Source organism: Streptomyces purpureus (genome assembly GCF_014648195.1).
Taxonomy (GTDB): domain Bacteria; phylum Actinomycetota; class Actinomycetes; order Streptomycetales; family Streptomycetaceae; genus Streptomyces; species Streptomyces purpureus.
Window position 1 is genome coordinate 1 of the sequence record NZ_BMQQ01000022.1, and the last position, 22,129, is coordinate 22,129.

The window sequence follows — 22,129 nt, forward strand, 5'->3', positions numbered from 1 at the left end:
CCTTCAGCACCTCAAAATCCACGATCCCCGCAACTCCCTGAACTTCAGGGTGTTGCGGGGATCAATAGAACCCGCCACTCCTTGAGCCGGGGCAGTACGTTCTCCGCCAGCAGATGCAGGCTCCGCCACGCCTCGTCGACGGGCATCCCGCCGCACAGCGGATGCAGCACCAGACTCTCCGCTCCCAGCGCCACGCACTCGTCCGGCGTCACCACCCGGTACACCCCCTCCGCCCGCAGCTCCGCCACCGTCGTCGCCGCCGACCGCACCGCCGAGCGGATGTCCTTCGACTGCCAGGACGCGTACGTCCGCGCCTCGTGCAGGAAGTGCTCCCCGTACAGCCCCCACGTCCGGTCCGGATCCTCGGACAGATGCAGCAGCGGCGTGCTCTCGGCCGGCATCATCGTCCACCCCTCGGTGCCGTACTCCGCGCACAGCCGCGTGTAGTACGCCTCCAGCTCCGGCAGATGCGCGCTCGGGAAGAACGGCAGCCCCAGCCGGGCCGCCCGCCGCGCCGCCGCCTTCGACGAGCCGCCCACGAGCAGCAGCGGATGCGGCTCGGTGTACGGGCGCGGGGTGACCCGCACCGTACGGCCCTCATAGCTGAACGGCTCCCCTGACCAGGCCTTGAGCAGGGTCTCCAGCAGCAGGTCCTGCAGTTTGCCCCGCCGCCCCCAGTCCACGCCGTGCGCCGCGTACTCCTCCGGGCGGTAGCCGATCCCGGCGACCGTCACCAGCCGCCCCCGGCTCAGCAGATCGAGCACCGCGATCTCCTCGGCCAGCCGCAGCGGATCGTGCAGCGGCCCGATGATCGCCGAGACGGTGACCGTGATCCGGCGCGTGGCCCCGAAGACCGCGCCGGCGAAGGCGAACGGCGAGGGCAGCCAGTTGTCGGCCACGCCGTGGTGCTCCTCGGTCTGGACCGTGTCGACCCCGCGGTCGTCCGCGTACGCGGCCATCTCCAGGGCCGCCCGGTAGCGGTCCGACAGGCTCCGCGGTGTCGCATGGGGATCGACGAGATTGAACCGTACGACTGTGAACGGCATGCAGACGTCCCCCTCCGCGTAACGGAATCCGGCGAAGGGGGACGCTAGCTGACGTGATGTCAGATGGAAACAGTCTCGCGCTCGGGCTCGGGATCCGCCGACGACCCCGACCCGGCCGCCCGCGGCAGCACGGCGTACAGCGCCGCCGCCACCACGATCGTCACCGCCCAGCCCAGACCGTTCTTCCCGATCCAGGAGGACGCCAGCGGGCCGGCGAACCAGTCGACCTTGGTGAACAGCAGACCCACCACCAGCGCCACCGCCCAGGCCGCCATCGCCGGCCAGGCGAACCCGCCCCGGTACCAGTAGGCGCTGGTACGGGTCGTGTCCATCAGTGCCTGCCCGTCGTAGCGCGGCCGACGCAGCATGTCCACGCCGAACACACCGATCCACGCCGAGAACGCCACGGCCAGCAGCGTCAGGAAGGAGATGAACGAGCCGATGAAACTGGTCGCCACCACCATCAGCAGGAAGCCGAAGATCAGCGAGATCACCGCGTTCACGCTGACCGCCCAGGCACGCGGCACCTTGATGCCCAGGGTCTGCGCGGTGAAGCCGGCCGAATACATCGACATCGAGTTGATCAGCAGCATCCCGATGAGCGCGATCACCAGATACGGCACCGAGATCCAGGTGGGCAGCAGCTCACCGATGAAGGAGACCGGGTCCTGCGCCGAGGCAAGCCCAGGCGTGCCGACCGCCATCACCGCACCCATCAGCACCATCGGCAGCACCACGATCCCCGCGCCGCCGATCGTCGAGCCCACCATCGCCTTGGAGGAGGCCGTACGCGGCAGATAGCGCGTGAAGTCCGGACCCGAGGGCACCCAGCTGATCCCGCCCGCCGCGATCGTGCCGATACCGGCGACCATCATCGCCGTCGAACCCGCCGGCTTGTCGAACACCGCCGACCAGTCGGTGTTGGCCACCAGATACACCAGCACCAGCACCGAGAACGCGCCGAAGAGATACGTCGACCAGGTGCTGCACACCCGCAGGGCGTTGATCCCCAGCCCCGACACCAGGAACGTGCACGCCACGAAGAGCAGCAGCGTCACCACGATCAGCGGCGTGCTCGGCTCGACACCGAAGAGCAGATCCAGCACGGTCAGCACGGCGTACGCGCCGGTCACCGCGTTGATCGTCTCCCAGCCCCAGCGCGCCACCCAGATCAGCGACCCGGGGAAGAGATTGCCCCGCTGCCCGAAGACCGCCCGCGACAGCGCCATGCCGGGCGAGCCGCCACGCTTGCCGGCGATCGAGATCAGCCCGACGATGCCGTACGAGAGCACGGGCGCCGCGATCGCGACGAGAAGGACCTGCCAGAAGTTCAGACCGTTGAAGACGATCAACCCCGCGCCCATCGTGAGCAACAGCACACTGATGTTGGCTGCCACCCAGGTGGGGAAGAGCTCACGGACGTGACCGGTCCGCTCGGCGTCGGGGACGGGCTCAAGACCGCGGGTCTCTATCGCGCCTTCGGCGTCGGAGTCGTGGGACATGGATCAGCTCCGTGCAGAGGTGGGGGGTTCACAGCATCGTACATTCCCCCCAAAGCCTCAGATAGCGGCCGGTAGTGCTGGGGGATACTGGACGGGTTATGGACATCGTCATCCTTGCTGTAGTCATCGCCCTGGTCGCCGCGGTCGTCGTGACCAGCGGCCTCGTGATCAGCAGCCGCAAGAAGAAGCAGCTGCCGCCCACGGCACCGACCACCACGCCGACCATCACCGCTCCGCCCGCCGAGCCGCACGTCGGCGACGAGGCGGAGACACCGCGCGACGAGCCACGCCGCCCGATCGAGGAGGTCGACCTCCCGACCGCCGAAGAGGCCGTCGAGACCCCTGTCGCCGTCGAGGACCCGGTCGTCGCCGAGGCCCCCGCACCCGAGATCGAGATCCCGGAGCCGACCGCCGGCCGGCTCGTCCGGCTCCGGGCCCGCCTCGCCCGCTCCCAGAACACCCTCGGCAAGGGTCTGCTCACGCTCCTGTCGCGCGAGCACCTCGACGAGGACACCTGGGAGGAGATCGAGGAGACCCTCCTGACCGCCGACGTCGGCGTCGCCCCCACCCAGGAGCTCGTCGAGCGGCTGCGTGAGCGCGTCAAGGTCCTCGGCACCCGCACCCCCGTGGAGCTGCGCGCCCTGCTCCGCGAGGAGCTCATCGCCCTCCTCGGCACGGACTTCGACCGGGCCGTGAAGACCGAGAGCGGCCTGGACACCCCGGGCGTCGTCATGGTCGTCGGCGTCAACGGCACCGGCAAGACCACCACCACCGGCAAGCTGGCGCGCGTCCTGGTCGCCGACGGCCGCTCCGTCGTCCTCGGCGCCGCCGACACCTTCCGCGCCGCGGCCGCCGACCAGCTCCAGACCTGGGGCGAGCGCGTCGGCGCCCGCACGATCCGCGGCCCCGAGGGCGGCGACCCGGCCTCGATCGCCTTCGACGCGGTCAAGGAAGGCATCGCGGAAGGCGCCGATGTCGTCCTCATCGACACCGCCGGCCGCCTGCACACCAAGACCGGCCTGATGGACGAGCTCGGCAAGGTCAAGCGCGTCGTGGAGAAGCACGGCCCGCTGGACGAGATCCTGCTCGTCCTCGACGCCACCACCGGGCAGAACGGCCTCGTGCAGGCCCGCGTCTTCGCCGAGGTCGTGGACATCACCGGCATCGTCCTCACCAAGCTCGACGGCACGGCCAAGGGCGGCATCGTCGTCGCCGTCCAGCGCGAGCTGGGCGTCCCGGTCAAGCTCGTCGGCCTCGGCGAGGGCCCCGACGACCTGGCCCCCTTCGACCCGGAGGTCTTCGTCGACGCCCTGATCGGCGACCCGGCCTAGGCCACCGTTTCCCGCACGTAGCAAGGGGTCCGAGGGCAGCGCCCTCGGACCCCTTGCTGCATTTCCTGCCCTGTGCCGGGCCCGGCCGGCTACGAAGCCGTCGAACGGTGGCAGATGTACGCCAGCGTGCCCAGCAGCAGCCGCGCCTGCGGCGGCGCTCCCGCCGTGTCCAGCGTCGGCGGCCGCAGCCAGCGAGCCGGCCCCTGACCGCCGCGGTCCGACGGCGGGGCCGTGATGTGACTGCCCGGCCCCAGACAGTGCAGATCCAGCCCGGCGTCGTCCCAGCCCATCCGGTACAGCAGCCGCGGCAGCTCCTCCGCCGCACCCGGCGCCACGAAGAACTGCGCCCGCCCCATCGGCGTCGCCGACACCGGGCCCAACGGCAGCCCCATCCGCTCCAGACGGACCAGCGCCCGCCGGCCCGCCCCCTCGGCAACCTCGATGATGTCGAAGGCCCGGCCCACCGGGAGCATCAGCGCGGCCCCCGGGAACTCGGCCCAGGCCCGGGTCGCCTCGTCGAGCCCCGCGCCCGCCGGGACCTCCGGGGCGAAGGTCAGCGGATGCGCGCCCGGGGCCGTACAGGACGCCTCGCCGCAGGAGCAGCGGCCCGCGGCCGCCCGGGCGCCCGGGACCACGTCCCACCCCCACAGCCCTGTGTACTCGGCCACCGCAGTGCCCTCCGCGGCGCGCCCGCGGCGCCAAGAGCCGGATCGGATCTCCCTGATCCCCCGGCTACTGCCGATCGTGAAGCCCATGCCCCCTCCAACGGGTGGAAGTCGCCGGTGGTTACGAGCTGGAGTCTGCACCTGACTCTGCGTCGCGGCCGGTCCGGCTCCGACGGCGCGATGGGGTGAGAGGGGTGGTGCGGACGGCGGCGCACGCCCGCGCGTGCAACCCTCCGCCGACTCTCGTTCGTCGCATGTCAAGTGAATCGCGTCCGGTCCCTGGCGCGTTCATTCGAAGGGGTGGCGAATGGTGGCGATTCTTGAATCCACCTCGCTGGACCGGTGATCGTAGGATTACTTTCGGTACACGGACCCCGGGAACGGTCGCGCGCACGGGTATGCCGGAGGCATGCCGAACCAGTCTGCGACGTCTGTTTGAAGGGGGACATGCTCCGGAGGGATGCCGCAACTCACGGCATTCTGATAGGGGTTCGCACAACAGAGGTTCCACCTGAGATCCAGCGGATGGGGGCGTTCCAGTGGGCGGCAGTGGCGCAGACGGTACGAATGCCGGCAAGCGCCCGAACGAGCAACTGAGCTCGTGGTTCATGCGCAGCGGCTGGTCGAAGGGCGAGCTCGCGCGTCAAGTGAACCGCCGGGCGCGCCAGATGGGCGCACACCACATCAGCACGGACACCTCCCGTGTCCGCCGCTGGCTCGACGGCGAACAGCCCCGCGAGCCGATCCCGCGCATCCTCTCGGAGCTCTTCTCCGAGCGGTTCGGCAGCGTCGTCGCCATCGAGGACCTCGGCCTGCGCACCGCCCACCAGTCACCCTCGGTGTCCGGAGTCGACCTGCCCTGGGCCGGCCCCCAGACCGTCGAACTCCTCAGCGAGTTCTCCCGCAGCGACCTCATGCTCGCCCGGCGCGGCTTCCTCGGCACCTCCCTGGCGCTCGCCGCGGGACCCTCCCTCATCGAACCGATGCAGCGCTGGCTCGTCCCCTCACCGGCCGCCGAGCCCGCCCGCCCCGAGCCCGTCGCCCGCCGCCCCCACCGCCTCTCCCGGGCCGAACTCGACCTGCTCGAATCCACCACCGCCATGTTCCGGCAGTGGGACGCCCAGTGCGGCGGCGGACTACGCCGCAAAGCCGTCGTCGGCCAGCTCCACGAAGTCACCGACCTGCTCCAGGAACCCCAGCCCCCCGCCACCTCCCAGCGGCTCTTCAAATGCGCCGCCGAACTGGCCGAACTGGCCGGCTGGATGAGCTACGACGTCGGCCTGCACCCCACCGCCCAGAAGTACTTCGTCCTCGCCCTGCACGCCGCCAAGGAAGCCGGCGACAAACCCCTCGGCTCGTACATCCTCTCCTCCATGAGCCGCCAGATGATCCACCTCGGCCGGCCCGACGACGCCCTCGAACTCATCCACCTCGCCCAGTACGGCAGCCGCGACTGCGCCACCCCGCGCACCCAGGCCATGCTGTATGCGATGGAGGCCCGCGCCTACGCCAACATGGGCCAGCCCAGCAAGTGCAAACGAGCCGTCCGCATGGCCGAGGACACCTTCGCCGACGCCGGCCTCGACGGCGAACCCGAGCCCGACTGGATCCGCTTCTTCTCCGAAGCCGAACTCAACGGCGAGAACGCCCACTCCTACCGCGACCTCGCCTACGTCGCCGGCCGCAGCCCCACCTACGCCTCCCTCGCCGAACCGGTCATGGAAAGGGCCGTCGACCTCTTCGCCAAGGACGGCGAACACCAGCGGTCCTACGCCCTCAACCTGATCGGCATGGCCACCGTCCACCTCCTCAAGCGCGAGCCCGTGGAATCCACCGTCCTCGCCGAGAAGGCCCTCACGGTCGCCCGCAGCGTCCGCTCCGAACGGGTCAACACCCGACTGCGCAAGACCGTCGACACCGCCGCCCGCGACTTCGGCGACGTGGCCGAAGTCGTACGCCTCACCGACCTGCTCACCGCCCAGCTCCCCGAGGCCGCCGAAGCGGTCTGACCCACCCCGCCACCCCCGGAACCCCGGCCGCGACAGCCACCCCGTACAGCCCGACTCGGCTCCCCCCGCCAGGTCAACGGGTCACTGTCGCGGCCGGTCCGCGTCCACGGCCCGGACGACCCCGGTGGGCGCCCCCTGGGCGACACCCGCGGAGGGTACTCCCGTGACCTCCCCGTGACCCTCCAGTTCATGGCGGCGTAACACGCCCCGCCTCTTCGTCACTGCCGCGAAACATCGAGCGGCATCGGCCGAAACGGCGCTGCGCCAACCTCGGGCGTCATAACCGGCCACCCCTCATGGCCAGCCGCTCCGGCCCCGCCCCCGCACAGGCCGTACGACGACGAGGAGACGCCGATGGCACCAGCCATCACGACCCTGGCCGCAGACGCCCCCGAGCTGTCTGCCGCCAACACCGGGTTCATGCTCATCTGCTCCGCCCTGGTCATGCTGATGACCCCGGCACTCGCCTTCTTCTACGGAGGCATGGTCCGCGTCAAATCCACGCTCAACATGCTGATGATGAGCTTCATCAGCCTCGGGATCGTCACGATCCTGTGGGTGCTCTACGGCTTCAGCGTCGCGTTTGGCACCGACTCCGGATCGCTCATCGGCTGGTCCTCCGAGTACGTCGGCCTCAGCGGCATCGGCATCACCGAACTGTGGCCCGGCTACACCATCCCGGTCTACGTCTTCGCCGTCTTCCAGCTGATGTTCGCGATCATCACGCCCGCCCTGATCAGCGGCGCCCTCGCGGACCGCGTCAAGTTCACCGCCTGGGCGCTCTTCATCGCCCTGTGGGCCACCGTCGTCTACTTCCCCGTCGCCCACTGGGTCTGGGGCTCCGGCGGCTGGCTCTTCGAGATGGGCGTCATCGACTTCGCCGGCGGCACCGCCGTCCACATCAACGCCGGCGCTGCCGCCCTCGGCGTCATCCTCGTCATCGGCAAGCGCGTCGGCTTCAAGAAGGATCCGATGCGCCCCCACAGCCTCCCGCTGGTCATGCTCGGCGCGGGACTCCTGTGGTTCGGCTGGTTCGGCTTCAACGCCGGCTCCTGGCTCGGCAACGACGACGGCGTAGGCGCGGTGATGTTCGTCAACACCCAGGTCGCCACCGCCGCCGCCATGCTCGCCTGGCTCGCCTACGAGAAGATCCGCCACGGCGCCTTCACCACCCTCGGCGCGGCCTCCGGCGCCGTCGCCGGCCTCGTCGCCATCACCCCCGCCGGCGGCTCCTGCTCCCCGCTCGGCGCGATCGCCATCGGCGCCATCGCCGGCCTGCTCTGCGCCATGGCCGTCGGCCTCAAGTACAAGTTCGGCTACGACGACTCCCTCGACGTCGTCGGCGTCCACCTCGTCGGCGGCATCGCCGGCTCCCTCCTCGTCGGCTTCTTCGCCACCGGCGGCGTCCAGTCCGAGGCCAAGGGCCTCTTCTACGGCGGCGGCCTGGAACAGCTCGGCAAGCAGGCCATCGGAGTCGTCGCCGTCCTCGCCTACTCTCTGATCGTCTCGGCGGTCCTCGCCTTCCTCGTCGACAAGGCCATCGGCATGCGGGTCTCCGAGGACGACGAGATCTCCGGCATCGACCAGGTCGAGCACGCCGAGACCGCGTACGACTTCAGCGGAGCCGGCGGCGGCGCCTCCTCGCGCACCACCGCCGCCCCCGCCCCCGTAGCACAGGAGACCAAGAAGGTGGATGCATGAAGCTCATCACGGCCGTCGTGAAGCCGCACCGGCTCGACGAGATCAAGGAGGCCCTGCAGGCCTTCGGAGTGCACGGCCTGACCGTCACCGAAGCCAGCGGCTACGGCCGTCAGCGCGGCCACACCGAGGTCTACCGGGGCGCCGAGTACACCGTCGACCTCGTCCCCAAGATCCGCATCGAGGTGCTGGCCGACGACGAGGACGCCGAACAGCTCATCGACGTTGTCGTGAAGGCCGCCCGCACCGGCAAGATCGGTGACGGCAAGGTCTGGAGCGTTCCGGTCGAGACCGCGGTACGGGTCCGCACCGGCGAACGCGGCCCGGACGCTCTGTAACCGCGACCACCGAAAGGCAGGCTGCCGGGTGACGAGCCTCGACACGAGCACGGAAACGGAAGACTCGGGACCCAGCGGCTACGCGGCGGCCCGGCTGCGCCTCCTCAGCGAGAAGGCGCGGCCCGGGTCGCCGCGGCGTGCCGCCCTCGCCCGCCTCACCGACGAGTGGCTCGGCGCCCTCTTCACCGCCGCCGCCCCACCCCGCGGAACCGCCCTGGCGGCCGTCGGCGGCTACGGCCGCGGCGAACTCTCCCCCCGCAGCGACCTCGACCTCGTCCTCCTGCACGACGGCACGGCGAGCCCCCGCGAGATCGCCGCCCTCGCCGACCGGATCTGGTACCCCGTCTGGGACCTCGGCCTCGCCCTCGACCACTCCGTACGCACCCCCGCCGAGGCCCGCAAGACCGCCACCGACGATCTCAAGGCCCACCTCGGCCTCCTCGACGCCCGCCCCCTCGCCGGTGACCCCGCGCTCGTCACCAACCTGCGCACCGCCGTCCTCGCCGACTGGCGCAACCAGGCACCCAAACGCCTCCCCGAACTCGACGCCCTCTGCCGCGAGCGCGCCGAACGCCAGGGCGAACTGCAATTCCTCCTCGAACCCGATCTCAAAGAGGCCCGCGGCGGACTGCGCGACGCCACCGCGCTGCGCGCCGTCGCCGCCTCCTGGGTCGCCGACGCCCCCCGCGGCGGCCTCGCCGAAGCCCGCCGCGTCCTCCTCGACACCCGCGACGCCCTCCACCTCACCACCGGCCGCGCCACCGACCGGCTCGCCCTCCAGGAGCAGGACACTGTCGCCGGACACCTCGGCCTCCTGGACGCCGACACCCTCCTGCGCGAGGTCTACGAAGCCGCCCGCACCATCGCCTACGCCACCGACGTCACCTGGCGCGAGGTGGGCCGCGTCCTGCGGGCCCGCTCCGTAAGGCCCCGCCTGCGCGCCCTCATCGGCGGCGGAAAACCGCCCGTCGAACGGACCCCGCTCGCCGAAGGCGTTGTCGAGATGGACGGCGAGGCCGTCCTCGCCCGCACCGCTCGCCCCGAACGCGACCCCGTCCTGCCCCTGCGCGCCGCCGCCGCGGCCGCCCTGGCCGCCCTTCCGCTCTCCCCGCACGCCGTACGCCGCCTCGCCGCCGCCACCGGCCCGCTGCCCGTGCCCTGGCCCGCCGAAGCCCGCGAAGCCCTCGTCACCCTCCTCGGCGCCGGCGAGCCCACCGTCCCCGTCTGGGACGCCCTGGAGGCAGAAGGCCTCGTCAGCCGCCTCCTGCCCGACTGGGAACGCGTCCGCTGCCGCCCCCAGCGCAACCCCGTCCACACCTGGACCGTCGACCGCCACCTCGTCGAGACCGCCGTACGCGCCTCCCTGCTCACCCGCCGCGTCGGCCGCCCCGACCTCCTCCTCGTCGCCGCCCTCCTCCACGACGTCGGCAAAGGATGGCCCGGCGACCACTCCGTCGCCGGCGAGACCATCGCCCGCGACGCGGCCGCCCGGATCGGCTTCGACCGGCACGACGTCGCCACCATCGCCACCCTCGTCCGCCACCACCTGCTCCTCGTCGAGACCGCCACCCGGCGCGACCTCGACGACCCGGCTACCGTGGCCCAGGTCGCCGACGCGATCGGCACGGTGGGCACCCTCGAACTGCTGCACGCCCTCACCGAGGCCGACGCCCTCGCCACCGGCCCCGCCGCCTGGTCCTCCTGGCGCGGCTCCCTCGTCGCCGACCTGGTCAAACGCGTCACGGCCGTCCTCGCCGGCGAGAAATCGGACCAGCCCGAACCCGCCGAACCCAGCGCCGAACAAGAACGCCTCGCCATTGAAGCCCTGCGCACCGGCGAACCCGTCCTCACCCTGCACGCCCACCCCGAGACGGCGCCCGAGGACGGCGCCCCCGAACCCGTCGGCGTCGAACTGCTCATCGCCGTCCCCGACCAGCCCGGCGTCCTGCCCGCCGCCGCCGGCGTCCTCGCCCTGCACCGCCTCACCGTCCGCGCCGCCGACCTGCGCGCCGTCGACCTCCCCGGCGACCTCGGCACCACCTCCGTCCTCGTCCTGAACTGGCGCGTCGCCGCCGAATACGGCTCCCTGCCCCAGGCCACCCGCCTGCGCGCCGACCTCCTGCGCGCCCTGGACGGCTCCCTGGACGTCCCGGCCCGCCTCGCCGAACGCGAAGCCGCGTACCCCCGACGCCGGGGAGTGCAGGCCCCGCCGCCTCGCGTGACGGTGGCCCCGGCCGCCTCCCACCACGCCACGGTCATCGAGGTCCGCGCCCAGGACGCCCCAGGGCTGCTGCACCGCATCGGCCGGGCTCTGGAGGGGGCGGCGGTACGGGTCCGGAGCGCCCACGTCTCGACGCTGGGCGCGAACGCGGTCGACACGCTGTACGTGACGCGCCCGGACGGCTCTGCCCTGTCGGACGAGGAGGCGATGGACGTGGCACAGGCGCTGGAGGGGGCGCTGCGGTGACGTAAAGGCGCGCGGGTCGTTGAACACCGGGGTGCTCCCCGCACGAGCGGGGATGGTCCGGTATTCGCCTATCGGTCGGACAGAGTGTCCAACTGCTCCCCGCGCACGCGGGGCTATCGTGCCCTCGCCTGCCAGATTTCGGCGGGCGAGGGCACGTACTTTGAGCGGCCGGATACCCTGGAGGGCAGTCCGTCCGCCCGCCCCCGACATTGAGGATCCGCGACCGCCGTGTTCGATACCCTCTCCGATCGCCTTTCAGCCACTTTCAAGAATCTCCGCGGCAAGGGGCTCCTCACCGAGGCGGACATCGACGCCACCGCGCGCGAGATCCGTATCGCCCTCCTCGAGGCCGATGTCGCGCTGCCGGTCGTGCGAGCGTTCATCAAGAGCGTGAAGGAGCGGGCGCTCGGCGCCGAGCTCTCCAAGGCGCTCAATCCGGCGCAACAGTTCATCAAGATCGTCAACGACGAGCTTGTCACGATCCTCGGTGGCGAGACCCGGCGCCTGCGGTTCGCCAAGTCCGGCCCGACCGTGATCATGCTCGCCGGTCTCCAGGGTGCCGGTAAGACCACCCTCGCCGGAAAGCTCGGTCTCTGGCTCAAGGGCCAGGGCCACACCCCGCTGCTCGTCGCCTGTGACCTCCAGCGCCCGAACGCCGTCACCCAGCTCGGCGTCGTCGCCGAGCGCGCCGGCGTCGGCTTCTACGGACCGCAGCCGGGCAACGGCGTCGGCGACCCGGTCCAGGTGGCCAAGGACTCGGTCGAGTACGCCCGTACCAAGCTCCACGACGTCGTCATCGTCGACACCGCCGGCCGCCTGGGCATCGACCAGGAGCTGATGCAGCAGGCCGCGGACATCCGCGACGCGGTCTCGCCCGACGAGGTCCTCTTCGTCGTCGACGCCATGATCGGCCAGGACGCCGTCAACACCGCGGAGGCCTTCCGCGACGGCGTCGGCTTCGACGGCGTCGTGCTCTCCAAGCTCGACGGCGACGCCCGCGGTGGTGCCGCGCTCTCCATCGCGCACGTCACCGGCCGCCAGATCATGTTCGCCTCCAACGGCGAGAAGCTGGACGACTTCGACGCGTTCCACCCGGACCGCATGGCGTCCCGCATCCTCGGCATGGGCGACATGCTCTCGCTCATCGAGAAGGCCGAGCAGACCTTCAGCCAGGAAGAGGCCGCCAAGATGGCCTCCAAGCTGGCGAGCAGCAAGGGCAAGGACTTCACCCTCGACGACTTCCTGGCCCAGATGGAGCAGGTCAGGAAGATGGGCTCCATCTCCAAGCTGCTCGGCATGCTCCCCGGCATGGGCCAGATGAAGGAGCAGATCAACAACATCGACGAGCGGGACGTCGACCGTACGGCCGCGATCATCAAGTCGATGACCCCGGCCGAGCGCCACGACCCGACGATCATCAACGGCTCGCGCCGCGCCCGCATCGCCAAGGGCTCCGGCGTCGAGGTCAGCGCGGTCAAGCAGCTGGTCGAGCGGTTCTTCGACGCCCGCAAGATGATGTCCCGGATGGCCCAGGGCGGCGGTATGCCGGGCATGCCGGGGATCCCGGGCATGGGCGGCGGCCCCGGCCGGCAGAAGAAGCAGCAGAAGCAGGCCAAGGGCAAGCGCAAGAGCGGCAACCCGATGAAGCGCAAGGCCGAGGAGCAGGCCGCCGCGGTCCGCCGCGAGCAGACCCAGGCCGGTGGCGCGTTCGGGCTGCCCGCGGGTGAGCCGGGCAAGGACTTCGAGCTGCCGGACGAGTTCAAGAAGTTCATGGGCTGATCAGCCGCCGTACGGACGACGAAGGGCCCGGGACCGGGGGACGGTCCCGGGCCCTTCCGTATGCCCGTACGCCGGATGCCACCCGGCAACCTCAGGGGACATGTCCGTGATGCCGGGTTGATCACGTTCTCGAATAATGGGGCTGACGTCGGCTTGAGGAGAGCAGCGTGGCCAACCCCGTACCCCCGCGCGAACGGACGGACCAGCCGTGGCGCTCCGAAGGGGCGCCGCCGCCCCCGACGCCGAAGAAGAAGATGCCCGGCGGCTGGGGCGGCCTCATCCTCGCCGCGCTGGTGGTCTACCTGATCACCAATCTGATCCTCGGCTTCTTCAACGACGGAGACGAGCCGACGATCTCGTACACCGAATTCAGCAAACAGGTCACCTCCGGCAACGTCACCAAGATCTACTCCAAGGGCGACGCCATCCAGGGGCAGCTGAAGAACAAACAGCCAATTCCCGACGGCGAGGGTGACTACACCAAGTTCACCACCCAGCGCCCCGCCTTCGCCGACGACAGGCTCTGGACCGAACTCACCGAGCAGCAGGTCACCGTCACCGCCGAACCCGTCGTCCAGGAACGCAGCTTCCTCGCCAATCTCCTCCTGTCCCTCGCCCCGATGCTGCTCCTCGTCCTCCTGTGGGTGTTCATCGCCCGGCGTATGAGCGCCGGAATGGGCGCCGGCGGCATGCTCGGCCGCAAAGCACCCCCCAAACCCGTCGAACTCGAACACGTCAAACGCACCACCTTCGACGACGTCGCCGGCATCGACGAAGTCGAGGGCGAACTCAACGACGTCGTCGACTTCCTCAAGAACCCCCAGGCCTACCGCGACATGGGCGCCAAGATGCCGCGCGGCGTGCTGCTCGCGGGCCCGCCCGGGACCGGAAAGACCCTCCTCGCGCGCGCGGTCGCCGGCGAGGCGGGCGTGCCGTTCTTCTCCGCCTCCGCCTCCGAGTTCATCGAGATGATCGTCGGCGTGGGCGCCTCACGGGTACGGGAACTCTTCGCCGAGGCCCGCAAGGTCGCCCCTGCCATCGTCTTCATCGACGAGATCGACACCATCGGCCGGGCCCGAGGCGGCGGCGCCGCCATGGGCGGGCACGACGAGCGCGAACAGACCCTCAACCAGATCCTCACCGAGATGGACGGCTTCACCGGCTCCGAAGGCGTCATCGTCCTCGCCGCCACCAACCGCGCCGACGTCCTCGACCCCGCCCTCACCCGCCCCGGCCGCTTCGACCGCATCGTCCACGTCTCCCCGCCCGACCGCGGCGGGCGCGAGGCCATCCTCAAGATCCACACCCGGGAGATCCCACTCGCCGACAACGTCGACCTCGTCCAGGTCGCCCGCACCACCCCCGGCATGACCGGAGCCGAACTGGCCAACCTCGCCAACGAGGCCGCCCTGCTCGCCGTCAAACGCGGGCAGCCCGCGGTCACCCAGTCCGACCTCTCCGACGCCCTGGAGAAGGTGCAGCTCGGCGCCGAACGGGCCCTGGTCATGCCCGTGGAGGAACGCCGCCGCACCGCCTACCACGAGAGCGGCCACGCCCTGCTCGGCATGCTCCAGCCCGGCGCCGACCCTGTCCGCAAGGTCACCATCGTGCCGCGCGGACGCGCCCTCGGTGTCACGTTGTCCACACCCGAGTCCGACAAGTACGCCTACACCGAGGAGTACCTGCGCGGCCGGATCATCGGCGCGCTCGGCGGCATGGCCGCCGAACACGTCGTCTTCGGCGTCGTCACCACCGGCTCCGAGAGCGACCTGGAGCAGGTCACCCGCCTCTCCCGCGGCATGGTCGGCCGCTGGGGGATGAGCGAGCTCGTCGGCCGCCTCACCGCCATCCCCTCCGACGTCCAACAGGCCTACGGCCTGTCCGCGGCGCCCGCCACCCTCGACGCGGTCGAGGGCGAGATGCGCCGCATCGTCGACGAGTGCTACGAGAGCGCCTGTCGCCAGCTCCGCGAGAACCGCGACCGCCTGGACGCCCTCGCCGCGGCCCTCCTGGAAGCCGAATCCCTCGAGGAGGAAGCCGCCTACCGCGCCGCCGGCATCACCCGCCTCGCCAAGGAGACCGACTGAGGGCGTGGGCAGCTCGGCGCAGCGGCCGCGCTCGGCCCCCCAGCCGCCGTCCGGGCGTGCCCGGACAGCGCGGAGAGCCGCGTCCTCGAAGGGGCCCCGCCTCGACGCGGCTTCCACGGCGGCCCGCCCGGGCGCAGGCCGTACCGCGTCGAGCGTTCCGCTCCGACAGGTTTACGCCGTTCGGGCGATCAGATAGCGGAAGACGTTCGGCATCCACACCGTGCCGTCCCGCCGCACATGCGGATGCAGCGCCTCCGTCAGTTCCTTCTCCACCTGGCGCTGGTCCGTCGCCGCCACCGCCGCGTCGAAGGCCCCGGTCGACAGCAGGCCCCGCACCGCGCTCGTCATGTCCGCGTACCCGAACGGGCACGCCACCCGGCCCGAGCCGTCCGGCCTGAGGCCCGCGCCCGCCGCGATCTCCTCAAGCGCGTCCCGCTGCGCGGGCCGCCAGCCGCCCGTGCCGCGGCGCCGCGCCCGCATACGTTCGGCCAGCTTCGCCGCCACCCGCATGACCGCCGAGGTGGCGCACCGCTCCGGCGGCCCCCACGCGGTCAGTACCACCGCACTGCCCCGCTCGGCCGCCGCCGACACCGCCGCCAGCGTCGGGGCGAGTTCTTCCTCGTCCCCCGCCGTGCACCCGATCGGGTGAAAGGCGGTGATCAAGGTGTACGGGGGAGAGGCCGGGTCCACGGCGTCCGCGGGGCCTCCGGCCACCAGCCTGGCGTCCCGCCGCCCGCCGTCACCGGGCCCCGGCCGCAGCCGCTCCCGGGCCAGCTCCACGCGCGCGTGGTCCGAGTCCACGCCCGTGACCTGCGCGCCGCGTCCCGCGGCCAGCAGCAGCGCGAGCCCCGAACCGCAGCCCAGGCCCAGCAGCCGCGTCCCGGCGCCGACGTCGAGGTGCCCGTACACCGCCTCGTAGAGCGGTACCAGCATCCGTTCCTGGATCTCGGCCCAGTCCCGGGCGCGCGCGGACGCGTCCGCGGCCGCCGGAGCCAGGTCCAGCTGGGGTCGGTGCCGAACGAGCGTAGGTGTCATAGAAAGCGCCCCAATCCGCCGAGAGGTCCATCTGTGCGTCCGTGCCCTGATTGACAGCCCCCGTTACGTGCGCTCGCATCCCCCGCTATGCCAGGGAACTCCGCATCCGTCCCGCCGTCCAGTGGTCGCGCGGCCACGCTTCCACCCGGTCGGCCGAAGGTGACCATCCGGCCAACCCGCCCGGGTCGATGCCGTACCGCCCCCACCGCGCCGGTACTGTCGCTGTCGACGCACGGGCCCCCAAGAGCCCCGCACGCCACGCGCCACGCCGCACAACGGCGCGCCGGGCGCACGGATTTCACCCGCACGCGGGGGCGCACGCGCCACTACGTACCACCTTGGTGTGAGCTGTGAGCCTTCTCCGCAGATCAGCGCACTGGCCCTCGTGAGGACGCATCAATGGCAACTGACGGGTACGTGCAAAATATTTGGGATGCCCCGGAATGGAACCCGGCAGCGTCCCGGCTCGTTGTAAGCGACGTGAGCACGACACCACCTGTTCTCGCCGCAGAGCTGGCACAGGCGTGGGCCGACATTCAGCGGCACCACCCCGAGCTGCCGGACCTTGCCGCGCCCGAGTCCCTGATCGGAGAGTCGTCGTCCGCCTGTGGCGCCGAGCTCTCCTTCGAACGACTGCTCCATGAGGCAGTCCACGGCATCGCCGCAGCCCGAGGGGTCCGCGACACCTCCCGAGCCGGCCGGTACCACAACCGCAGATTCCTGGCGATCGCCGAGGAGATGGGCCTGGACCACCCCGAGGAGCCGCACGCCAGCAGCGGATTCTCCCTGGTCACGCTCAACCCCGAGGCCAAGCGCCGCTACCGCCCGACGATCGAGCGGCTCCAGCGCGCCCTCAAGGCGCACACCGCCGCCACGACCGCCGACACCAAGCGCTCCTTCCGCGGACCGGCCGCCCGGCACGGCTCCTCCGGCGGCGGCGTGCGCGTCAAGGCCGTCTGCGACTGCGGACGCAACGTACGCGTGGTCCCGTCGGTCCTCGCCCAGGCCCCGATCGTCTGCGGCGGCTGCGGCAAGCCCTTCCGCATCCCCGAAGCGGTGGGCGCCGCGAGCTGAGCCGGACGCGTGTGGCACAATGGCTAGCTGTACTCGACAGTCGCACAGGACCCCTCTCTCCTCCGGCTGACGCGTCCATCGGGCACCCGAGTACCGCAACCCCACGTGGCATCTCGTTGTGCCCAACCACGTCAAGACCAGGAGACACCACTCCAGTGGCAGTCAAGATCAAGCTGAAGCGTCTGGGCAAGATCCGTTCGCCTCACTACCGCATCGTCGTCGCCGACTCCCGTACCCGCCGTGACGGCCGGGCCATCGAGGAGATCGGCCTGTACCACCCGGTGCAGAACCCGTCCCGCATCGAGGTCAACTCGGAGCGCGCGCAGTACTGGCTGTCCGTCGGCGCCCAGCCGACCGAGCCGGTCCTCGCGATCCTGAAGCTCACCGGCGACTGGCAGAAGCACAAGGGCCTGCCGGCCCCGGCGCCGCTGCTGCAGCCGGCGACGAAGGAGGACAAGCGCGCCTCCTTCGACGCGTTCGCGAAGTCCCTCGAGGGCGACGACGCCAAGGGTGAGGCCATCACCCCCAAGGCGAAGAAGGCCGACAAGAAGGCGGACGAGGCTGAGGCTGCGTCCACCGAGTCGACCGAGGCCTGAGCATGCTCGAGGAGGCTCTCGAGCACCTCGTGAAGGGCATCGTCGACAACCCTGACGATGTGCAGGTCGCCTCGCGCAACCTGCGCCGCGGCCGCGTGCTCGAGGTCCGGGTCCACCCCGACGACCTCGGCAAGGTGATCGGCCGCAACGGCCGCACCGCGCGTGCGCTGCGCACCGTCGTGGGCGCCATCGGCGGCCGTGGAATCCGCGTCGACCTCGTCGACGTGGACCAGGTTCGCTGATCAAGTTGGCTGTTTAACCTGAGAAGCGCCGGCACGGGCCGGGGAGGGCCTCACGGTCCGCCCCGGCCCGTCGCCGTATGACAGGAGAGTGAGTAGTGCAGCTGGTAGTCGCGCGGATCGGCCGCGCCCACGGCATCAAGGGCGAGGTCACCGTCGAGGTACGCACCGACGAGCCTGAACTGCGGCTCGGCCCCGGAGCCGTACTGCTCACCGACCCGGCCTCCGCCGGGCCGCTGACCATCGAGACCGGCCGCGTCCACAGCGGCAGGCTGCTGCTCCGCTTCGAAGGCGTACGGGACCGCAACGCCGCCGAAGCCCTGCGCAACACCCTCCTCATCGCCGACGTCGACCCCGACGAGCGCCCCGAGGACGAGGACGAGTTCTACGACCACCAGCTCATGGACCTCGACGTCGTCCTCGCCGACGGCACCGAGATCGGCCGGATCGCCGAGATCTCCCACCTGCCGTCCCAGGACCTCTTCATCGTCGAACGCCCCGACGGCACCGAGCTCATGATCCCCTTCGTCGAGGAGATCGTCACCGACATCGACCTCGCCGAGCAGAAGGCCGTCATCAACCCCCCGCCCGGGCTGATCGACGACCGCGCCGAGATCGTCTCCTCCCGCGACGACGGCCACCACGACGACGACCAGGCCACCAAGGGCACCCAGGCATGAGACTCGACGTCGTCTCGATCTTCCCCGAGTACCTGGAGCCGCTGAACGTCTCGCTCGTCGGCAAGGCACGCGCGCGTGGCCAGCTCGACGTCCACCTGCACGACCTGCGGCAGTGGACCTACGACCGCCACAACACCGTCGACGACACCCCCTACGGCGGCGGCCCCGGCATGGTCATGAAGACCGAACCCTGGGGCGACGCCCTCGACCAGATCATGGCCGACGGCTACGAGACCGGCGCCCAGGGACCCGTCATGGTCGTACCCACCCCCAGCGGCCGCCCCTTCACCCAGGAACTCGCCGTCGAGCTCTCCCAGCGGCCCTGGCTGATCTTCACCCCGGCCCGCTACGAAGGCATCGACCGCCGGGTCATGGACGAGTACGCCACCCGCATACCCGTCTACGAGGTCTCCATCGGCGACTACGTCCTCGCCGGCGGAGAAGCCGCCGTCCTCGTCATCACCGAAGCCGTCGCCCGGCTTCTCCCCGGCGTCCTCGGCAACGCCGAATCCCACCGCGACGACTCCTTCGCCCCCGGCGCCATGGCCAACCTCCTCGAAGGCCCCGTCTACACCAAGCCACCCGAGTGGCGCGGCCGCACCATCCCCGACGTCCTGCTCAGCGGACACCACGGCAAGATCGCCCGCTGGCGCCGCGACGAGGCCTTCCGGCGCACCGCCCTGCACCGCCCCGACCTGATCGAACGCTGCGACCCCGCCGCCTTCGACAAGAAGGACCGCGAAATCCTCTCGATGCTCGGCTGGGCCCCCGAGCCCGACGGCCGATTTTGGCGCAGGCCGCAGGCCATGGAAGAATAGGCCGCTGCTGTACGCCCGCACTGCGCCCCTGCCACAGGGGGACCGTCGCAGACGTGGTGGAACAGCTCCGAATTCTCAACCGAACTCCCGCTCGGCGACCTGTGGCGTCGTGCGAAGAAAGCAGACGAAGAACATGTCTCACCTGCTCGACGGCGTGAACGCCGCCTCCCTGCGCTCGGACGTCCCGGCCTTCCGCCCGGGTGACACCGTCAACGTCCACGTCCGCGTCATCGAGGGCAACCGCTCCCGTATCCAGCAGTTCAAGGGCGTCGTCATCCGCCGCCAGGGCGCGGGCGTCAGCGAGACCTTCACGGTCCGCAAGGTCTCCTTCTCCGTCGGCGTCGAGCGCACCTTCCCGGTGCACAGCCCGATCTTCGAGAAGATCGAGCTCGTCAGCCGCGGTGACGTCCGTCGCGCCAAGCTCTACTACCTGCGTGAGCTGCGCGGCAAGGCCGCCAAGATCAAGGAGAAGCGCGACAACTGAGCCCCCGGCTCAACCACGCGCACTCGGGCCCACAGGGTGGCCGGATAGGCTCTGCCCCCGATGGACACCGAAGCACAGCACACGGAGCGCGACCGCTCCTCCACGACGGAGGAGCGGTCGCGCTCCGCGCGCGTTCCAGGGCTCTCCTGGCGGGGCGCGGGGCTCCTCGGCCTCGTCTGCACCCTCTTCCTGCTACTCCTCAGCCACTTCGTGGTGCAGCCCTTCCTGATCCCCAGCAGCTCCATGGAACCCACCCTCGAAGTGGGCGACCGGGTGCTGGTGAACAAACTGGCGTACCGTTTCGGCGCTGAGCCCCGCCGCGGCGACGTCGTCGTCTTCGACGGCACCGGCTCCTTCGTCCAGGAGGTGCCGCAGGACAACCCCGTCACGGGGCTCCTGCACGGGGCCGCCGCGGCCCTCGGCCTCGCCGAGCCGGCCGAGACCGACTTCGTGAAGCGGGTCGTCGGCGTGGGCGGAGACCGCGTCGTCTGCTGCGACAAAGGGGGCAGGGTCCAGGTGAACGGCACACCGGTGCAGGAGACGTACCTCTTCCTGGGAGACGCCCCCTCGAAGGTCCCCTTCGACATCGTCGTGCCCCAAGGCACCCTCTGGGTCATGGGCGACCACCGCAGCAGATCCAGCGACTCCCGCGACCACCTCGGCTCGCCCGGCGGCGGCATGGTCCCCGTCGACCAGGTCATCGGCCGCGCCGACTGGATCGGCTGGCCGCTCGGACGCTGGACCTCCATCCGCGGCACCTGCGCCTTCGACCGCGTACCCGCCCCGAAGCCGGGCGGAGGCCATGGGTAACCGGGGCCGGCGCGCCCACCATCGCGCCGACACCCGGCTGCCCACGGGCTCGCGGCCCACGGACGGCGCCCGGCCCCTGCCCGGCCGCGCCGAGCGCCGCAAGCTCGCCCGCAAGGTCAAACGCCGCCGCCAACGCTCCGCGATCAAGGAGATACCCCTCCTGATCACGGTCGCGCTGCTCATAGCCCTTGTCCTGAAGACCTTCCTGGTCCAGGCGTTCGTGATCCCCTCGGGATCCATGGAGCAGACGATCCAGATCAGCGACCGGGTCCTGGTGGACAAGCTGACCCCGTGGTTCGGCACCAAGCCCCAGCGCGGCGACGTGGTCGTCTTCAAGGACCCCGGCCGCTGGCTCCAGGAGGAGGCGGGCCCCCAGGAGGAGGACCCGGTCGTCCTCAAGCAGATCAAGCAGGGCCTGACCTTCATCGGACTGCTGCCGTCCGCCGACGAGAAGGACCTGATCAAGCGGGTCGTCGCGGTCGGCGGCGACACCGTGAAGTGCTGCGACGCCGACGGGCGCATCACCATCAACGGCATACCGATCGACGAGCCGTACCTGCACCCCGGAAACGCACCCTCGAAGATCAAGTTCTCGGTCAAGGTGCCCCCGGGCCGCCTCTTCGTGATGGGCGACCACCGGGCAAACTCGGCCGACTCCCGCTTCCACCTCGACGAGGCGTTCCAGGGAACCGTCGCCGAGGACCAGGTCGTCGGCCGGGCCGTGGTCATCGCCTGGCCCTTCAGCCACTGGCGCACCCTTGAGGAGAAGGAGACGTACGCGTCCGTCCCCGAACCCCCCGACGCGCGGACGGCGTCTACGGCCGCACCCGGCCCGTCGCATAGTGTGTCTTCTCGGAATCTCAACGGATTGATCCAGCTCCCGACCCCTGCGGAACTCCCGCTCGTTATGGGAGTGATAGGGCTGTCTCTGGCTTGGGGCAGGCAATTGCACGGAGTGAGGAGTGGATGTGGGGGATGTGGCGGTCGGCGCACGATCCGGACACGAAGGGCCCGAGGAGGGGCCCGAGCCGCTCGCAGGCTCGCCCGCAGCCATGACGGATGACTCCGGCAGCCGTCCCGACGGCGAGTCCCCCGACGCGGACGGCGGCGACAGCGGCCCTGCGGACGCCAAGAAGCAACGTTCGTTCTGGAAAGAACTGCCGCTGCTGATCGGTATCGCCCTCGTCCTGGCGCTGCTGATCAAGACCTTCCTCGTGCAGGCGTTCTCGATCCCCTCGGACTCGATGATGAACACCCTGCAGCGCGGCGACCGTGTCCTGGTCGACAAGCTGACCCCGTGGTTCGGCTCCGAGCCCCAGCGCGGCGAGGTCGTCGTCTTCCACGACCCCGGCGGCTGGCTGGAGGGCGAGCCCACCCCCGAGCCCAACGTCATCCAGGAATTCCTGAGCTTCATCGGCCTCATGCCCTCCGCCGAGGACAAGGACCTGATCAAGCGGGTCATCGCCGTCGG

At 70.8% G+C, this 22,129-nt stretch carries 20 protein-coding genes; 16 read left to right on the plus strand and 4 right to left on the minus strand.

Features of this window, described 5'->3' with window-relative positions:
* Nucleotides 1-44: 44 nt before the first annotated feature.
* Together IEZ01_RS24450 and IEZ01_RS24455 are read right to left on the minus strand one after the other, a co-directional pair.
* Nucleotides 45-1,046, minus strand: coding sequence for an LLM class flavin-dependent oxidoreductase (locus IEZ01_RS24450; RefSeq protein ID WP_189203793.1), 1,002 nt, complete (start codon nucleotides 1,044-1,046; stop codon nucleotides 45-47).
* A 59-nt stretch (nucleotides 1,047-1,105) separates the two neighbouring features.
* Nucleotides 1,106-2,548 carry a cytosine permease gene (locus IEZ01_RS24455; protein ID WP_189203795.1) on the minus strand — a complete coding sequence of 481 codons (1,443 nt, stop codon included), beginning with the start codon at nucleotides 2,546-2,548 and terminating at the stop codon, nucleotides 1,106-1,108.
* A 98-nt stretch (nucleotides 2,549-2,646) separates the two neighbouring features.
* Between IEZ01_RS24455 and ftsY the strand changes: the two genes are divergently transcribed.
* Complete coding sequence (gene ftsY / locus IEZ01_RS24460; protein WP_189203797.1) at nucleotides 2,647-3,879, plus strand: signal recognition particle-docking protein FtsY; 1,233 nt, start codon at nucleotides 2,647-2,649, stop codon at nucleotides 3,877-3,879.
* Between the two features lie 89 nt (nucleotides 3,880-3,968).
* On the opposite strand, the gene IEZ01_RS24465 is transcribed toward ftsY, so the two are convergent.
* Nucleotides 3,969-4,634 carry a bifunctional DNA primase/polymerase gene (locus IEZ01_RS24465; RefSeq protein WP_019889771.1) on the minus strand — a complete coding sequence of 222 codons (666 nt, stop codon included), beginning with the start codon at nucleotides 4,632-4,634 and terminating at the stop codon, nucleotides 3,969-3,971.
* 449 nt (nucleotides 4,635-5,083) lie between these two features.
* On the opposite strand from IEZ01_RS24465, the gene nsdA reads away from it, so the two are divergent.
* The 6 genes from nsdA (at nucleotide 5,084) to ftsH (ending at nucleotide 14,922) form a co-directional block, all read left to right on the plus strand.
* Entirely contained in the window at nucleotides 5,084-6,553 is a 1,470-nt protein-coding gene (gene nsdA / locus IEZ01_RS24470) for a transcriptional repressor NsdA (RefSeq protein ID WP_189203799.1), read from the plus strand.
* 354 nt (nucleotides 6,554-6,907) lie between these two features.
* The gene (locus IEZ01_RS24475; RefSeq protein ID WP_019889773.1) at nucleotides 6,908-8,254 is read left to right on the plus strand and encodes an ammonium transporter; all 1,347 of its coding nucleotides are present in this window, start codon (nucleotides 6,908-6,910) and stop codon (nucleotides 8,252-8,254) included.
* Nucleotides 8,251-8,589, plus strand: a complete 339-nt coding sequence (locus IEZ01_RS24480) for a P-II family nitrogen regulator (protein WP_020629241.1) — start codon at nucleotides 8,251-8,253, stop codon at nucleotides 8,587-8,589. Before IEZ01_RS24475 ends, IEZ01_RS24480 begins: the two co-directional genes overlap by 4 nt.
* A gap of 28 nt (nucleotides 8,590-8,617) precedes the next feature.
* Nucleotides 8,618-11,056, plus strand: a complete 2,439-nt coding sequence (locus IEZ01_RS24485) for a [protein-PII] uridylyltransferase (protein WP_019889775.1) — start codon at nucleotides 8,618-8,620, stop codon at nucleotides 11,054-11,056.
* Between the two features lie 228 nt (nucleotides 11,057-11,284).
* Nucleotides 11,285-12,835 carry a signal recognition particle protein gene (ffh, locus tag IEZ01_RS24490; RefSeq protein ID WP_019889776.1) on the plus strand — a complete coding sequence of 517 codons (1,551 nt, stop codon included), beginning with the start codon at nucleotides 11,285-11,287 and terminating at the stop codon, nucleotides 12,833-12,835.
* 167 nt (nucleotides 12,836-13,002) lie between these two features.
* Entirely contained in the window at nucleotides 13,003-14,922 is a 1,920-nt protein-coding gene (gene ftsH / locus IEZ01_RS24495) for an ATP-dependent zinc metalloprotease FtsH (protein ID WP_189203808.1), read from the plus strand.
* Between the two features lie 171 nt (nucleotides 14,923-15,093).
* Here ftsH and IEZ01_RS24500 read toward each other — a convergent pair whose 3' ends face one another.
* Complete coding sequence (locus IEZ01_RS24500; RefSeq protein ID WP_189203810.1) at nucleotides 15,094-15,957, minus strand: methyltransferase domain-containing protein; 864 nt, start codon at nucleotides 15,955-15,957, stop codon at nucleotides 15,094-15,096.
* A gap of 480 nt (nucleotides 15,958-16,437) precedes the next feature.
* Here IEZ01_RS24500 and IEZ01_RS24505 point away from each other — a divergent pair, with 480 nt between their 5' ends.
* The 9 genes from IEZ01_RS24505 to lepB (IEZ01_RS35160) form a co-directional block, all read left to right on the plus strand.
* Nucleotides 16,438-17,031 carry a hypothetical protein gene (locus IEZ01_RS24505; protein ID WP_019889779.1) on the plus strand — a complete coding sequence of 198 codons (594 nt, stop codon included), beginning with the start codon at nucleotides 16,438-16,440 and terminating at the stop codon, nucleotides 17,029-17,031.
* Between the two features lie 155 nt (nucleotides 17,032-17,186).
* Nucleotides 17,187-17,627, plus strand: a complete 441-nt coding sequence (gene rpsP, locus IEZ01_RS24510; RefSeq protein WP_019889780.1) for a 30S ribosomal protein S16 — start codon at nucleotides 17,187-17,189, stop codon at nucleotides 17,625-17,627.
* Nucleotides 17,628-17,629: 2 nt separating this feature from the next.
* Nucleotides 17,630-17,869, plus strand: coding sequence for an RNA-binding protein (locus IEZ01_RS24515; protein WP_005311361.1), 240 nt, complete (start codon nucleotides 17,630-17,632; stop codon nucleotides 17,867-17,869).
* A 95-nt stretch (nucleotides 17,870-17,964) separates the two neighbouring features.
* Nucleotides 17,965-18,546 (plus strand): ribosome maturation factor RimM, encoded by a 582-nt coding sequence (gene rimM / locus IEZ01_RS24520; protein ID WP_189203812.1) that lies wholly within the window; start codon nucleotides 17,965-17,967, stop codon nucleotides 18,544-18,546.
* Nucleotides 18,543-19,364, plus strand: coding sequence for a tRNA (guanosine(37)-N1)-methyltransferase TrmD (trmD, locus tag IEZ01_RS24525; protein ID WP_019889782.1), 822 nt, complete (start codon nucleotides 18,543-18,545; stop codon nucleotides 19,362-19,364). Before rimM ends, trmD begins: the two co-directional genes overlap by 4 nt.
* A 133-nt stretch (nucleotides 19,365-19,497) precedes the next feature.
* Entirely contained in the window at nucleotides 19,498-19,848 is a 351-nt protein-coding gene (gene rplS, locus IEZ01_RS24530) for a 50S ribosomal protein L19 (RefSeq protein ID WP_019889783.1), read from the plus strand.
* A 60-nt stretch (nucleotides 19,849-19,908) separates the two neighbouring features.
* Nucleotides 19,909-20,658 carry a signal peptidase I gene (gene lepB, locus IEZ01_RS24535; protein WP_189203814.1) on the plus strand — a complete coding sequence of 250 codons (750 nt, stop codon included), beginning with the start codon at nucleotides 19,909-19,911 and terminating at the stop codon, nucleotides 20,656-20,658.
* Entirely contained in the window at nucleotides 20,651-21,721 is a 1,071-nt protein-coding gene (lepB, locus tag IEZ01_RS24540) for a signal peptidase I (protein ID WP_019889785.1), read from the plus strand. Before lepB (IEZ01_RS24535) ends, lepB (IEZ01_RS24540) begins: the two co-directional genes overlap by 8 nt.
* A partial coding sequence (lepB, locus tag IEZ01_RS35160) for a signal peptidase I (protein ID WP_229833206.1) occupies nucleotides 21,636-22,129 on the plus strand: 494 nt, incomplete at its 3' end. The genes lepB (IEZ01_RS24540) and lepB (IEZ01_RS35160), both read left to right, overlap by 86 nt.